The organism is Kitasatospora sp. NPDC004614 (assembly GCF_042873675.1).
Lineage (GTDB): Bacteria > Actinomycetota > Actinomycetes > Streptomycetales > Streptomycetaceae > Kitasatospora.
The window spans coordinates 108,679-122,119 of the sequence record NZ_JBIALR010000018.1 but is presented as its reverse complement, the minus strand read 5'-3'; the positions used below and the strand labels follow the sequence as shown (position 1 = coordinate 122,119).

The 13,441-nt window shown below is 73.0% G+C and carries 12 protein-coding genes; 4 read left to right on the top strand and 8 right to left on the bottom strand.

Going from position 1 to position 13,441, the window contains the following annotated elements; translation table 11 throughout:
* Positions 1-41: 41 nt before the first annotated feature.
* Complete coding sequence (locus tag ACFYST_RS29320) at positions 42-413, bottom strand: DUF4190 domain-containing protein (protein ID WP_387648889.1); 372 nt, start codon at positions 411-413, stop codon at positions 42-44.
* Positions 414-548: 135 nt separating this feature from the next.
* Here ACFYST_RS29320 and ACFYST_RS29315 point away from each other — a divergent pair, with 135 nt between their 5' ends.
* Together ACFYST_RS29315 and ACFYST_RS29310 are read left to right on the top strand one after the other, a co-directional pair.
* A complete protein-coding gene (locus ACFYST_RS29315; RefSeq protein WP_387866697.1) occupies positions 549-1,760 on the top strand; it encodes a sensor histidine kinase in 1,212 nt (403 codons plus the stop codon).
* Positions 1,757-2,446, top strand: coding sequence for a response regulator (locus ACFYST_RS29310; RefSeq protein WP_387866694.1), 690 nt, complete (start codon positions 1,757-1,759; stop codon positions 2,444-2,446). The genes ACFYST_RS29315 and ACFYST_RS29310 overlap by 4 nt, the downstream gene beginning before the upstream one ends.
* 7 nt (positions 2,447-2,453) lie before the next feature.
* Here the strand turns inward: ACFYST_RS29310 and ACFYST_RS29305 are convergent, their stop codons facing one another.
* The 3 genes from ACFYST_RS29305 to ACFYST_RS29295 form a co-directional block, all read right to left on the bottom strand.
* Positions 2,454-3,647 carry an RtcB family protein gene (locus tag ACFYST_RS29305; protein WP_387648882.1) on the bottom strand — a complete coding sequence of 398 codons (1,194 nt, stop codon included), beginning with the start codon at positions 3,645-3,647 and terminating at the stop codon, positions 2,454-2,456.
* A 345-nt stretch (positions 3,648-3,992) separates the two neighbouring features.
* Positions 3,993-5,360, bottom strand: a complete 1,368-nt coding sequence (locus ACFYST_RS29300; RefSeq protein WP_387866726.1) for a M16 family metallopeptidase — start codon at positions 5,358-5,360, stop codon at positions 3,993-3,995.
* A 29-nt stretch (positions 5,361-5,389) separates the two neighbouring features.
* On the bottom strand, positions 5,390-6,724 hold the full coding sequence (locus ACFYST_RS29295; RefSeq protein ID WP_387648879.1) for a M16 family metallopeptidase: 1,335 nt from the start codon (positions 6,722-6,724) through the stop codon (positions 5,390-5,392).
* Positions 6,725-6,952: 228 nt separating this feature from the next.
* On the opposite strand from ACFYST_RS29295, the gene ACFYST_RS29290 reads away from it, so the two are divergent.
* The gene (locus ACFYST_RS29290; protein WP_387866691.1) at positions 6,953-9,400 is read left to right on the top strand and encodes a DNA topoisomerase (ATP-hydrolyzing) subunit A; all 2,448 of its coding nucleotides are present in this window, start codon (positions 6,953-6,955) and stop codon (positions 9,398-9,400) included.
* A 58-nt stretch (positions 9,401-9,458) separates the two neighbouring features.
* Here ACFYST_RS29290 and ACFYST_RS29285 read toward each other — a convergent pair whose 3' ends face one another.
* Genes ACFYST_RS29285 through ACFYST_RS29270 form a run of 4 tightly spaced genes read right to left on the bottom strand, consistent with a single transcriptional unit; the run spans position 9,459 to position 12,392 of the window.
* Positions 9,459-10,088, bottom strand: coding sequence for a hypothetical protein (locus tag ACFYST_RS29285; protein WP_387648875.1), 630 nt, complete (start codon positions 10,086-10,088; stop codon positions 9,459-9,461).
* Positions 10,085-10,645, bottom strand: a complete 561-nt coding sequence (locus tag ACFYST_RS29280) for a hypothetical protein (protein WP_387866688.1) — start codon at positions 10,643-10,645, stop codon at positions 10,085-10,087. The genes ACFYST_RS29285 and ACFYST_RS29280 overlap by 4 nt, the downstream gene beginning before the upstream one ends.
* Positions 10,645-12,099, bottom strand: coding sequence for a putative T7SS-secreted protein (locus tag ACFYST_RS29275; RefSeq protein WP_387866686.1), 1,455 nt, complete (start codon positions 12,097-12,099; stop codon positions 10,645-10,647). Before ACFYST_RS29275 ends, ACFYST_RS29280 begins: the two co-directional genes overlap by 1 nt.
* Positions 12,096-12,392, bottom strand: a complete 297-nt coding sequence (locus ACFYST_RS29270) for a WXG100 family type VII secretion target (protein WP_387648868.1) — start codon at positions 12,390-12,392, stop codon at positions 12,096-12,098. The genes ACFYST_RS29275 and ACFYST_RS29270 overlap by 4 nt, the downstream gene beginning before the upstream one ends.
* 119 nt (positions 12,393-12,511) lie before the next feature.
* Here ACFYST_RS29270 and ACFYST_RS29265 point away from each other — a divergent pair, with 119 nt between their 5' ends.
* Positions 12,512-13,417 carry a sucrase ferredoxin gene (locus tag ACFYST_RS29265; protein ID WP_387866684.1) on the top strand — a complete coding sequence of 302 codons (906 nt, stop codon included), beginning with the start codon at positions 12,512-12,514 and terminating at the stop codon, positions 13,415-13,417.
* Positions 13,418-13,441 lie beyond the last annotated feature (24 nt).

The following is a 13,441-nucleotide window of genomic DNA, read 5'->3' as shown; positions in this document are numbered from 1 at the left end:
ACCAGGCGGCGGCCGCACGCACGTGGGCGGGTAGCCACCGGTCAGCCGCGGTCGAGCTGCTGCTGGACGCACTGCGTCCACTGGCCGACCTCGCGGTACTCGTAGCAGTCCCGGGTCAGGTCCGCGAACCACACCGCGAAGACCGCCATCACGGCGGCCGCCACGACGGCGAGCGCGGACAGCACGGTGCCGGTCAGGGCCATGCCCCGGCCGGCGCCGGTCCGGCGGGCGGTCCGCAGCGCGAACGGGCCGAGCACCAGACCGATCACGCCGAGCGCGCCGCCGACCACCACCGGGGAGGTGAGCAGCGCGACGGTGCCGAGCACCACGGCGGCCACGGCCGGGGCCGGCGCCGTCCGGCCGGGGCGGGGACCGTAGCTGCTCGGTGCGGTCGTCGGGTGGGTGGTGTTCATCGTCGTCCTCTCGTCGGTCGGGCCGGGTCCGATCCTGGCGGTGGGGACGGGGTGCGCACATCGCGGGAACAGGGGAACTGTTCCTCCCCCGGTCGGGGGAGGTCCGCGTCCGGCGGCCCGGCCATACTTGCGCCCATGACCTGGGGATTTCGGCCGCTGCTGCGCGGCTCCACGTACTCCGGCGCGCTGTTCGCGTTCTGCGCCGCGCCGGCGAGCCTCGTGCTGCTGCCGCTCGCCGTGGTGCCGGCGACGATCTGGGGCTCGGCGCCGTACGGGGCGCGGGCGGCGGTCACCGTGCTGGTCTGGGCGGTGCTGGTCGGTGCGGTCGGCCTGCCCCGGATCACCCGGCGGGCGCTGACGGCCGGCGCGCGCCGGCTGCTCGCGGTGCCGTTGCCGGACGTGCCGGCGGCCGGTGGCGGCGGCTGGCGCACTCCGCTGTGGCTGGTGGCGCAGGTGACGCTGGGCTGGGTCGGCGGGCTGAGCTGCCTGGTGCTGTTCGTCGCCGGGGTGGCCCTGCCGGGCAACTGGCTCGGCGGGGAGGCGAAGCTGAGCCTGGCGGGCCGGTCGGCCGAGGTGACGGGTGCCTGGAGCTGGCTGGTCGCCGCGGTGTGTCTGCTGCTGGTTCCGGTGGTGTGCGCGGTGGTGGCGGGCGTGCTGCGCGGGCTGGCTCCGGCGTTGCTCGGGCCGTCGGCGGCGGAGCGGCTGGCGCTGTCGGCCGAGCGGGAGCGCCGGCTGGCCGAACGCAACCGGCTGGCCCAGGAGTTGCACGACTCGATCGGGCACACGCTGACCGCGGCCACCATCCAGGCGGCGGTGGCCGGCGAGGTGCTCGCCGCCGACCCGGTGACGGCGCGGGCCGCGCTGCGCAGCATCGAGGTGTCGACCCGGGCCGCGCTGGAGGACCTCGACTACGTGCTGGGTGTGCTGCGCGAGGAGGAGTCCACCACGGCGCCCACCCGGACGCTGGCCGACCTGCCGGAGCTGCTGGAGCGGCTGCGGCACGCCGGTGCGGTGGTGGAGCCGGAGCTGTCGGGCGAGTTGACGAATCTTCGGGGGACGCTGTCCCGGGCCGCGTACCGGATCCTGCAGGAGGGGTTGACCAATGCGCTGCGCCACGGCGCCGGCGGGCCGATCGAGGTCCGGGTGGCGGCGGGGCGGGAGGCGTTGGAGCTCGCGGTGGTGAACCGGACCGGGGTGGCGGCCTCTCGAGACTTCCCGACCTCCGGGCACGGCCTGCCCGGGCTGGCCGAGCGGATCCGGCTGCTGAACGGCGAGTTCGAGGCCGGCCCCGACGGCCTGGGGCACTGGCGGCTGGCGGTCAGGCTGCCCGTCCGGTGGTCGGCATGATCGCGTCCGACGCCGCGGCCCCCGTCACCCTGCTGATCGCGGACGACGACGACATCACCCGCAGCGGCCTGCGCGTGCTGCTCGGCACGCAGCCGGGCCTGAGCGTGCTCGGCGAGGCCGCCGACGGCGTCGAGGCGGTCGAGCGGGCCCGGCGGTTGCGGCCCGCCGTGGTGCTGATGGATGTCCGGATGCCGCGCTGCAACGGGATCGAGGCCACCCGGCAGCTGCTGGCCGGGGAGGCCGATCCGCCGAAGGTCGTGATGATCACCACCTTCGAGAACGACGGCTACGTCACGGCGGCGCTCGGCGCGGGTGCCAGCGGTTTCGTGCTGAAGCGGCTTCCGGTGCCGCAGATCGCGGAGGCGGTACGGGTGGTCGCGGCGGGCGAGGCGATCCTGTTCCCTGCGGCCCTGCGCCGGATGGTGACCGCCCGCCCCCGGGGTTCGGCGGAGGCCCTGCCGCGGGCCGCGCTGACGGCGCGGGAGGAGGAGGTGCTGCGGCTGATGGCCACCGGCCTGTCCAACCCGGAGATCGCCGAGCTGCTCACGGTGAGCACCGAGACGGCGAAGACGCACGTCGGGAACGTGCTGACCAAGCTCGGCGCGCAGAACCGGACGCACGCGGTGGTGATCGCGTACGAGTCCGGCCTGGTGGTGCCCGGATTCCAGGCACCACCGGGCAGTTGACGCTTCGTCAGCCCTTGACGCAGATCACCTGCTTGAGGTGCGCGACCACCTCGACCAGGTCCTTCTGCTGGGCCATGACCTTCTCGATCGGCTTGTAGGCGCCGGGGATCTCGTCGACCACGCCGGCGTCCTTGCGGCACTCGACGCCCGCGGTCTGCTCGACGAGGTCCTTGGTGGTGAAGCGCTTCTTCGCCGCCGTCCGGCTCATCTTGCGGCCGGCGCCGTGCGAGGCCGAGTTGAAGGACGCCGCGTTGCCGAGGCCCTTCACGATGTACGAGCCGGTGCCCATGGAGCCGGGGATGATGCCGTACTCGCCGGAGCCGGCCCGGATCGCGCCCTTGCGGGTGACCAGCAGGTCGACGCCGTCGTAGCGCTCCTCGGCGACGTAGTTGTGGTGGCAGGAGATCATCTCGTCGAAGGTGACCTTGGCCTTGGGCAGTTCACGGCGGACCGCGTCCTTGAACAGAGCCATCATCAGCGCCCGGTTGTGCTTGGCGTACTCCTGCGCCCAGAACAGGTCGGAGCGGTAGGCGGCCATCTGCGGGGTGTCCGCGATGAAGACCGCGAGGTCGCGGTCGATCAGGCCCTGGTTGTGCGGCAGCGACTGGGCGATCGACATGTGGTGCTCGGCGAGCTCCTTGCCGATGTTCCGCGAGCCGGAGTGCAGCATCAGCCAGACCGCGCCGTCGTCGTCCAGGCAGAGCTCGATGAAGTGGTTTCCGCCGCCGAGCGTGGCCATCTGCTGGGCGGCCCGTTCGCGCCGCCAGCGCACCTCGGTGGCGATGCCGTCGAAGCGCTGCCAGAAGTCGTTCCAGCCGGCGGTGGACTGCCCGTGCAGCCGGCCCGGCTCGACCGGGTCGGTGTGCAGGCCGCGGCCGACCGGGATGGTCTGCTCGATCCGGTGCCGCAGGTGCGACAGGTCGTCCGGCAGGTCCTTCGCGGTCAGCGAGGACTTCACGGCCGTCATTCCGCAGCCGATGTCGACGCCGACCGCGGCCGGGCAGACCGCGCCCCGCATGGCGATGACGGAACCGACGGTGGCGCCCTTGCCCAGGTGGACGTCCGGCATCACGGCGAGGCCGTGCAGCCACGGCAGGGTGCTGATGTTGCGCAGCTGCTGCAGGGCCTGGCCCTCGACGGTGGCCGGGTCGGTCCACATCCGGATCGGTACCCGGGCGCCCGGGATCTCGGTGTACGACATGGTGGTTCGACCTCCTGGGGTCCGTGAGTTCATGGTGCCGCACAAAAACGCCCGGTGCGGCGGCGGGGAAGATCGGGGGGCGGCCCGGCATGGCGGGACCGCGGGCGGCAGACGGTGCTGCGCGGCGACTGCTCAGGCAGTTCGGTACGAACAACGGAAGGGCAGCCTCGGGGAGCGTCGTCGTGGCTCGACCCGCATGGTGACCGCCTCCTTCCGCTTTCGTCGCGACCGCGCCTCTCGCCCGGCCGGGGATATCTACCCACGCCCGGCGGCGGTGGCGCAATCGATTAAAACGCCGAGGGTCCGACGGAGCTGATGCCCCGTCGGACCCTCGTGCGCAGCAGGTCAGTTGGCAATGACCGTGACGTCCCCGATACCGAGCGCCTTGACCGGCTCGGCGATCACCGAGGCGTCGCCGACCAGCACGGTGACCAGCCGGTCCGGCGGGAAGGCGGCGACCGCGGCGCGGGTGGCCGCGTCGGTGTCGAGCTCGGCCAGCTGCCGGTACAGCTCGGCCTGGTAGGTGTCCGGCAGGTACTGCTCGACCTGGTCGGCCAGGGTGGCGGCGACCGACCCGGCCGTCTCGTACTTCAGCGGGGCGACGCCGACCAGGAACCGCACGGCCTCCTCGCGCTCCGCGTCGGTCAGGCCCTCGGCGGCCAGCGTGCGCAGGATGGTCCAGGTGTCCTCCAGCGCGGGCGCGGTGGAGGCGGTGTCCACCGAGCCGCTGATCGCCAGCAGCCCGCGGCCGGAGCCGTCGGCGGCGGAGCGCAGCGACTGGGCGAACGCCCGGACGCCGTACGTGTAGCCCTTCTCCTCGCGCAGCACCCGGTCGAGCCGGGAGGTGAGGGTGCCGCCGAGGCAGTAGATGCCGAGGACCTGCGCGGCCCACGCCGGGTCGTGCCGGTCCGGGCCGATCCGGCCGATCAGCAGCTGGGTCTGCACCGAGCCGGGCCGGTCTACGATGACCACCCGGCCGGTGTCGTCGGCGACCACCGGGCCGTGCACGGACGGCTCGGCGCTCTCGCCGGTCCACCGGCCGAGGGTGGACTCCAGCAGCGCGGTCAGGTCGATGCCGGTGAGGTCGCCGACCACCACGGCGGTGGTGGTGGACGGGCGCAGGTGGGCGTCGTAGTACGCCTTCACCGCGTCCCGGTCGATCCGCTTGACGCTGTCGGTGGAGCCGGCCCGCGGCCGGGACAGCCGGTCGGACTCGGCGAACAGCGTGGCGTACAGCGCCTTGGCCGAGCGCCGGGACGGGTTGGCCTGCTCGTGGACGATCTCGTCGAGGCGGTTGGCGACCAGCCGCTCGATCTCCTCCGCGGGCAGCGCCGGCACCCGCAGGGCGTCGCCGAGCAGGGTGAGGCCGCGCTCCAGCCGGGAGGCCGGGACCTCCAGCGAGACCCGCAGCGCCGGGTGGTCGGCGTGCGCGTCCAGGGTGGCGCCGGCCCGCTCCAGCTCGGCCGCGAACTCCTCGGCGGTGAGCGTGTCGGTGCCCTCGGAGAGCGCCCGGGACAGGATCGAGGCGACGCCGTCCAGGCCCTCGGGCTCGGCGGCCAGCGGCGCGTCCACCACCATGTCGACGGCGACCAGCTGCTGGCCGGGGCGGTGGCAGTGCAGCACCGTCAGGCCGTTGGCCAGGGTGAGCCGTTCGGGAGCCGGGAACGCCCATGGGGTGGGGGTGCCGGGCTGCGGCTGCGGGTGGAAGTCCATCGCCGGGATGTACTGCGCGGGGGTGTCGCTCATGCCGCCGCCTCCTCGTTCTCGGAGCTGTCGTCGTCGGTGCTGTCGTCGGGGGTCGGCTCGTACACCAGCACCGCCCGGTTGTCGGGGCGCAGCCGCGCGGCGGCCACCTCGCGGACTTCCTCGGCGGTGACGTCGAGGACCTTCGGCAGGGCGCTGTTGAGCAGCTTCGGGTCGCCGAACAGCACGGCGTAGCGGCAGAGTTCGTCGGCGCGGCCGGCCACCGTGGTGAGCCGGTCCAGCCACTCCCGCTCGATCTGGGCCTGGGCGCGCTCGAGTTCCTCGGCGGTGGGGCCCTCGGCGGCGAACCGGGCGAGCTCCTCGTCGACGGCGGTCTCGATCTGCTCCAGGGTGGCGTCGCCGCCGGCCTTGACGTCCAGCCAGCCCAGCGAGGGCGCGCCGGCCAGCCGCAGCAGGCCGAAGCCGGCCGCGACGGCGGTGCGGTCGTGGCGGACCAGCCGGTTGTACAGCCGGGAGGACTCGCCGCTGCCGAGGATGGTCAGCGCCAGGTCGGCGGCGTCGGCCTCGCGGGTGCCGTCGTGCGGCAGCCGGTAGGCGGCCATCAGCGCGCGGGAGGGGACGTCCTCGCGGATCAGCTCGCGCACCTCGGCACCGATGGTGTCGGGCAGCGAGCCGTCGCGCGGCGGCTGCTTGCCGTCGTGGCTGGGGATGGAGCCGAAGTACTTCTCCACCCAGGCGATGGTCTGCTCGGGGTCGAGGTCGCCGACGATCGACAGCACCGCGTTGTTGGGCGCGTAGTACGTCCGGAAGAACGCCCGGGCGTCCTCCAGGGTGGCGGCGTCCAGGTCGGCCATCGAGCCGATCGGGGTGTGGTGGTAGGGGTGCTCGCCGGGGAAGGACAGCGCGGTGAGCTTCTCGAACGCGGTGCCGTAGGGCACGTTGTCGTAGCGCTGGCGGCGCTCGTTCTTCACCACGTCGCGCTGGTTCTCCATGGACGTGTCGTCCAGGGCGGCCAGCAGCGAGCCCATCCGGTCGGCCTCCAGCCAGAGCGCGAGCTCCAGTTGGTGCGCGGGCATGGTCTCGAAGTAGTTGGTGCGCTCGAAGCTGGTGGTGCCGTTGAGCGAGCCGCCGGCGCCCTGGACCAGTTCGAAGTGCCCGTTGTTGGAGACGTTCGCCGAGCCCTGGAACATCAGGTGCTCGAAAAGGTGGGCCAGACCGGTGCGCCCCTTCACCTCGTGCCGGGAGCCCACGTCGTACCACAGGCACACGGCCGTGACCGGAGTGAGGTGGTCCTCGGAGAGCACGACGCGCAGGCCGTTGGCCAGGCGGTGTTCGGTGATGGCGAGGCCGCTGGCGGGGCCGGGGTTGGCCATGCGGGGGTCCTTCCCGTCGTCGGTTCCGGAGTGTCCGGGCCGGGGGCTTGTGACGTCCCCCATTCTGGTGCAACGCCCGGTGGTGCCGTCAGGTGTCCGTGCGTCGGGCGCGTTCGCCAGCGGCGGAAGCGGCCCGGGTGACAGGCGGTGTCCCACCGAGGGTCCACAATGGGGGGCGTTCATGCCTTGGCCCTGCCCACCCCAGTACCGCAAGGGAGCCCCGCAGCGATGGCCCGCCGCAGTTCGCCCACCCCGCCGCCCGGTGACTTCGAGGAGCGCATCCTCGATGTCGATGTCGTGGACGAGATGCAGGGCTCGTTCCTGGAGTACGCCTACTCGGTGATCTACTCCCGGGCCCTGCCGGACGCCCGCGACGGCCTGAAGCCGGTGCATCGCCGGATCCTCTATCAGGCCAACGAAATGGGCCTGCGCCCGGAGCGCGGCCACGTCAAGTGCGCCCGCCTGGTCGGCGAGGTGATGGGCCGTCTCCACCCGCACGGCGACGCCTCGATCTACGACGCCGTGGTGCGCATGGCGCAGCCGTTCTCGATGCGGCTGCCGCTGATCGACGGTCACGGAAACTTCGGCTCGCTCGGCAACGACGACCCGCCGGCCGCGATGCGCTACACCGAGTCCCGGCTGACGGCCGCCTCGATGTCGATGGTGGAGTCGATCCACGAGGACACCGTCGACTTCGGCCCGAACTACGACGGCTCCGAGCAGGAGCCCCAGGTGCTCCCCTCGGCGTACCCGAACCTGCTGGTCAACGGCGCCACCGGGATCGCGGTCGGCATGGCCACCAACATGCCGCCGCACAACCTGTCCGAAGTGGTGGCCGCCGCCCGGCACTTGATCAAGCACCCGGCCGCGGACCTGGAAACCCTGATGCGGTTCGTCCCCGGCCCGGACCTGCCGACCGGCGGCCGGATCGTCGGCCTGTCCGGCATCCGCGACGCGTACGAGTCCGGCCGCGGCACCTTCAAGATCCGCGCCACCACCACGATCGAGAACGTCACCGCCCGCCGCAAGGGCATCGTGGTCACCGAACTGCCGTACACCGTCGGCCCGGAGAAGGTGATCGCGAAGATCAAGGACCTGGTCAACGCGAAGAAGCTCCAGGGCATCGCCGACGTCAAGGACCTCACCGACCGCGAGCACGGCCTGCGCCTCGTCATCGAGGTGAAGAACGGCTTCGTCCCCGAGGCGCTGCTGGAGCAGCTGTACAAGTTGACGCCGATGGAGGAGACCTTCGGCATCAACAACGTGGCGCTGGTGGACGGCCAGCCGCTGACGCTGGGCCTGAAGGAGCTGCTGGAGGTCTACGTCGACCACCGCTTCACGGTGGTCAAGCGCCGCAGCGACTTCCGCCGCCGCAAGCGCCAGGACCGGCTGCACCTGGTCGAGGGCCTGCTGATCGCCCTGGTCGACATCGACGAGGTGATCGCGATCATCCGCAACAGCGACGACGCGGCCCAGGCCAAGAACCGGCTGATGGAGCGCTTCGGCATCTCCGAGACGCAGACCGCGTACATCCTGGACACCCCGCTGCGCCGGCTCACCCGCTTCGACCGGGTCGAGCTGGAGGCCGAGCAGGCCAAGCTGCTCAAGGAGATCGCCGAGCTGACCGAGATCCTGGAGTCCGACACCAAGCTGCGTTCCGTGGTGTCCTCCGAACTCGGCGCGGTGGCCAAGCAGTTCGGCACCGAGCGGCGCACCGTGCTGCTGGAGGCCGGATCGGTGCCGTCGGCGGCGCTGTCGGTGCCGCTGGAGGTCGCGGACGACCCGTGCCGGGTGCTGCTGTCCTCCACCGGCCTGCTCGCCCGCACCTTCGACCTGGAGCCGGTCACCGACGAGCCGTCCCGGGCCAAGCACGACGTGCTGGTCTCCGCCGTCCCCGCCACCGCGCGCGGCGACATCGGCGTGGTCACCACGGCCGGCCGGGTGCTGCGCCTGCCGGTGATCGACCTGCCGGCGCTGCCCCCGGGCACCACGGCGCTGGCCGGCGGCGCCGCGGTCTCCGAGTTCCTCCGGTTGGAGGCCGACGAGACGGCGCTGGCGCTGACCACCCTGGACGAGTCCTCGCCGGGCCTGGCGCTCGGCACCGTGCAGGGCACGGTCAAGCGGGTGGTGCCCGAATGGCCCGCCAACAAGGACGAGTTCGAGGTGATCGCGCTCAAGGACGGCGACACCCTGGTCGGCGCGGTCGAACTGCGCACCGGCGAGGAGGACCTGGTCTTCCTCACCTCCGACGCCCAGCTGCTGCGCTACCAGGCGAGCCAGGTCCGCCCGCAGGGCCGCCCGGCCGGCGGCATGGCCGGCATCAAGCTGGCCGACGGCGCCCGGGTGCTGTCCTTCACCGCCGTCGACCCGGCCGAGGACGCGGTGGTCCTCTCGGTGGCCGCCGCCACCGGCACGCTGGACGGCGAACAGCAGACCAGCTGGAAGCTCACCCCGTTCGACCAGTACCCGCGCAAGGGCCGGGCCACTGGCGGCGTCCGCTGCCAGCGCTTCCTGCGCGGCGAGGACGGCCTGGCGTTCGCCTGGGCCGGCCCGGTGCCCGCCCTCGGCGCCGCCGCCAACGGCCAGCCCGTCACCCTCCCGGAGCGCGACCCGCGCCGCGACGGCTCCGGCACCCCGGTGCCGGCGCGGATCGCGGCGGTCGGCGGCCGGATGTGACGAAACGGCGGGCGCCCCCTCGTACGAAGGGGCGCCCGCCGTTTTCACCCGTGCGGATTCAGAACAGCGGCACGCGCTCCGCGGGGCGCTGCACCGGCAGCGGCGCCGGATCGTCCGTCAACACCTCGACGGTGTCGGTCAGTTCGGACAGCAGCGCAACGTACTCCGGCAGGTCGGGCAGCGACGGCGTCGTCAACGAGAACACCAGCAGCTCGGAGATCTCCGGCAGCGGCAGGTAGACGTCCACCCGGACCAGCGGCAGCGCCGGCTGCTCGGGCACCGGCGTCCACTCGACGCCGCTGAACGCCACCACGGCCGGGCCCTGCTCGGTCTCGGTGCGGTGCACGTCGGCGGCCGGGTCCAGCGAGAGGACCTCCTCCAGCGTCTCGATCACCGCCTCCGGGTCGGCCGCCGGCTCCAGCGTCTCGCTGCGGGCCACCAGCGACGCGGTGGACACCCGGTCGTCCTCGGTGGCCATCAGGCACACCCCGGCGTAGCTCGCACCGTCCTCGGCGGCGGCGTCGGCCAGCTCGCCGTAGAACTGCTGGACGCCCGCACGCTGCGCCTCGGTGCCGCCCGCCCATATCTCGCACGCCAGCTCCCGCAGGTGGACGGCGCGTTGATCATCGTCCAGGTGCATGCCGAGGTCGTGGAAGTGCACCGGCACGTCGAAGGTGTAGCTGCTCATCGGGCCACCGTCCGGTTCCACCCGGCCGCGGGGGCCACGGGGGCCAGCTCGACGCCGAACTCGCCCGCGGAGCGGGCCGTCAGGCCGTGCTCGGCGGCGATCGCGTGGATCCGCTCCGGCCGCACGCCCCGGTAGTCCTTCGGGGAGAGCAGGAACGCGGACATCTCGCTTCCCCAGCGCAGCCCGGCCCAGCCGTCGAGCTCCTGCTTCCCGGCCGGCCGGCGCGCGTAGGCCGCGGCCGCGGTGCGGCAGATCGCCGCCATCCGGGCGTCCCAGAGCCGCTCGCCGTCGCCCCACTCGCGGACCAGCCGGACCGGGCCGACGAACCTGGTCAGCGGCCGCAGCAGCATCCGCAGCCAGCCCCGGTCCGGCCACTCCAGGTCGGTGGCCACCTCGATCACCACGAATACCGGCACGTACAGCAGCCGGGCCATCAGGTCCAGCGGGACCAGCACCCACTGGACGGCGAACCACAGCACCAGCCCGATCCGCGAGCGCCGCCCCGCCGACGGGGTCAACGGCGCTGTGCCGTACGTCAACGGCGGTGTGCCGTACATCAGTTGCCTCCGCTGAACTGGTCGTGGATGCCGGTGACGATGCCCGGCAGCGAGGGCACCCCGTTGATGCCCCGGCTCCACCAGGACATCGGGTCGAGGCTGCCGTCGGCCCGGATCGCGTTCTGGAACGAGGGGATCGAGCGCAGGCCCGGCAGGTTGGCGACCCGGGTGGACTTGAACGTGTCGACCGCGGTGCCGTACACCGACTCGGCGACGTGCTTCTCCCAGGCGAACTTCATCCGGTTGCCCATGCCGGGCAGCGCCTTGAAGGTGGTCTTCAGCGCGCCCTCCGCGCCGATCTCGGTGACCCGGACGGCCGACCCGCGCAGTGCGTCGCCCATGTGGTCGACGATCTGGCTCTTGGCGATCTCCCGGACCTTCCCGCCGGTCTGCCGCATCACCGTCCCGCCGGTCTCCAGCGCCACCTTCTCGATCTTCGGGACCAGCTTGGTGGTGACCTTCATGACCGGCTTGGCCGCGGTGCCGACCAGCTTGCCGAACGGCAGCGCACCCAGCCCGTCGCCGACCAGGTCCATCGCGCTGACGTCCGCGCCGCCGAGCTTCGCCAGGCCGTGGCTGGCCAGCGCACCGGCCGAGAGCACGCCGCCGGCCAGCGCCAGCGCGCCGGACAGCGGCGGGAACCACAGGGTGCACAGGGCGGCCACGCCCAGGATGGTGGAGGCGATGCCCAGCCAGTCGCCGATCTTCTTCAGCAGGTCGGCGTGCTTGGTGGCCCACTCCTTGAGCGCGTGCCCGGCCCGCTTCAGCGCGTCCTTGAAGCCGTCCCACATGCTGGTGGACGGCGCGTTCTGGTTTGCCTTGCGCAGGGCCCGGGCGACCTTCCCGGCCTCGTCCTGGTGATCCTCGCGAAGCTCCTTCGCCTGCTTCACTATCGCCCGGAAGGCGTCCTCGGCGTTCTCCAACGCCTGCTTGGCGTCGTCGAGTTCCTCGCCGGCCGCGTTCAACTCGCGCTGCGCGGCGTCGATCTCGGCCTGGGCCTGCCGCAACTGCGCGTCGTCGGTGTACATCCGCCCGGCCAGCCGGAACGCCGGGGCGCCGGCCGCCGTCTCGTACCGCGAGCGGGCGCCGTCCTGCTGACGCTCGCAGGTCTCGCAGCGCCGCTTGGCCGCCTCCGCGTCCGCCTCGTAGCGTCTCGCCACCTCCTGGAAGTGCGTCAACTGGCCGCGCCAGCCTTCCAGTTGCCGGGCCGCCGTGCGCACCGCGTCGTCGCTGTCGCGGAGCAGGCCGGGCAGTTCGCCGACCTTCCCGGCGAACGCGCGCGCCGCGTCGCCGCGCCAGCTGCCGCCGGCCCGGGTGAGCCGCTCCAGGGTGCCGTGGGCACTCTCCAGCGCCCCGGCAGCGGTGGTCAGCCGCTGCACCAACTCGTCCACACTGGCCGGGTTTCCGGGCGCCGGGTCGAAGCCCAGCGCGGGGAACTGCGCCGTGTCGCTCACGCGGCACCGCCGCCGAACGCGTCGCGCAGCGCCTGGTCGGTCTCCGCGTAGGCCCGCCGGGTGATGTTCAGCCCCTCCTCCACCTGCTGGGTGGACTCGGCGATCTTCTTGATCGCGTCGTCCCAGCTGTCGTGGAACTCGTCGCAGGCGTGGTCCAAGGACTTGGCGCCGGTGGTCTTCGGCCCGGTGTCCCGCATCGCGTTCAACGCGGTGCGCAACTCGCCCTGACTTCGGTGCAGGTCCGCCAGCAGGCGGTCCAGGTCCGCCACATCGACCGCGAAAAAAGACCCCAAGACTCCCCCAAAAGAACGTCAAATCCAGGTAATGGAGCCCAGCATAGTGCGCACCCTCCCGACCCTCCGCAGGCGAAGCTCCACCGCTCCGAACGGCCGCCCGGACATAAGGTGGGCAGGTGAGCACCTGTACGACGCTGTCGCGCGAACTGACCGAGCCGCTGGCCGCCACCGCGGCCACCGCCACCACCTGGCTGCTGCTCGAACAGCCCGGCCCCTGGGGCGCCCAGGCGCTCGTCGGCAGCCACCTCGACCACGAGCTCGGGGCGGCGCTGGACCAGGTCACCGATGGCACCGGCGTCCGGGTCGCACTGATCCGCCGGCCCGGCCGGCACGCCGACACCGACACCGCCGCCCGGCACGAGGTGCTGATCGCGCACACCGCGCCCACCGACCCGTGGGTGCGCCGGGCCCGCCTGGACGACCCCGCCGCGCTGCTCGACCTCGACTTCGCCGCCCTCGGCGCGGGCCGCCACGACGGCTTCGGCGCCGAGCACATCGGCGGCCCGATCGCCCTGGTGTGCACCAACGGCCGCCGCGACCGCTGCTGCGCACTGCTCGGCCGCCCGCTGGCCGCCGACCTGGCGTCCGCCGGCCACAGCGAGGTCTGGGAGGTCACCCACCTCGGCGGCCACCGCTTCTCCCCCACCATGCTGGTGCTGCCGCACGGCTACGCCTACGGCCGGCTCACCGCGGAGTCCGCCAAGGAGGTGCTGTCCGCCACCGCCGCCGGCCACACCGTCCCCGCCCACTCCCGCGGCCGCTCGTACTGGCCCCGCCCGTCCCAGGCCGCCGAGCAGGCCGTCCGCGACCTGACCGGCGAGAGCGCCGCCGACGCGCTGACCATGCGCCAGACAGCCGACGGCGACGGCTGGACGGTCGAGGTGGCGCACACCGACGGCCGCCGCTGGCGGGCGACGGTCGCGGAGGCCGCGAGCGAGCCGCCCCGCGCCGAGAGCTGTGGCAAGGCCCCGGGCACCCCGTCCCGGATGGACGTCACCGCCCTCGCGGCCGTCACCGAATGACGAACGGGCCCCGCACCACCCGGT

Excerpts from the sequence above, each read along its gene's own strand:
- ACFYST_RS29320 (WP_387648889.1), bottom strand. The coding sequence starts at position 413 with ATGAACACCACCCACCCGACGACCGCACCGAGCAGCTACGGTCCCCGC.
- ACFYST_RS29315 (WP_387866697.1), top strand. The coding sequence starts at position 549 with ATGACCTGGGGATTTCGGCCGCTGCTGCGCGGCTCCACGTACTCCGGC.
- ACFYST_RS29310 (WP_387866694.1), top strand. The coding sequence starts at position 1,757 with ATGATCGCGTCCGACGCCGCGGCCCCCGTCACCCTGCTGATCGCGGAC.
- ACFYST_RS29305 (WP_387648882.1), bottom strand. The coding sequence starts at position 3,647 with ATGTCGTACACCGAGATCCCGGGCGCCCGGGTACCGATCCGGATGTGG.
- ACFYST_RS29300 (WP_387866726.1), bottom strand. The coding sequence starts at position 5,360 with ATGGACTTCCACCCGCAGCCGCAGCCCGGCACCCCCACCCCATGGGCG.
- ACFYST_RS29295 (WP_387648879.1), bottom strand. The coding sequence starts at position 6,724 with ATGGCCAACCCCGGCCCCGCCAGCGGCCTCGCCATCACCGAACACCGC.
- ACFYST_RS29290 (WP_387866691.1), top strand. The coding sequence starts at position 6,953 with ATGGCCCGCCGCAGTTCGCCCACCCCGCCGCCCGGTGACTTCGAGGAG.
- ACFYST_RS29285 (WP_387648875.1), bottom strand. The coding sequence starts at position 10,088 with ATGAGCAGCTACACCTTCGACGTGCCGGTGCACTTCCACGACCTCGGC.
- ACFYST_RS29280 (WP_387866688.1), bottom strand. The coding sequence starts at position 10,645 with ATGTACGGCACACCGCCGTTGACGTACGGCACAGCGCCGTTGACCCCG.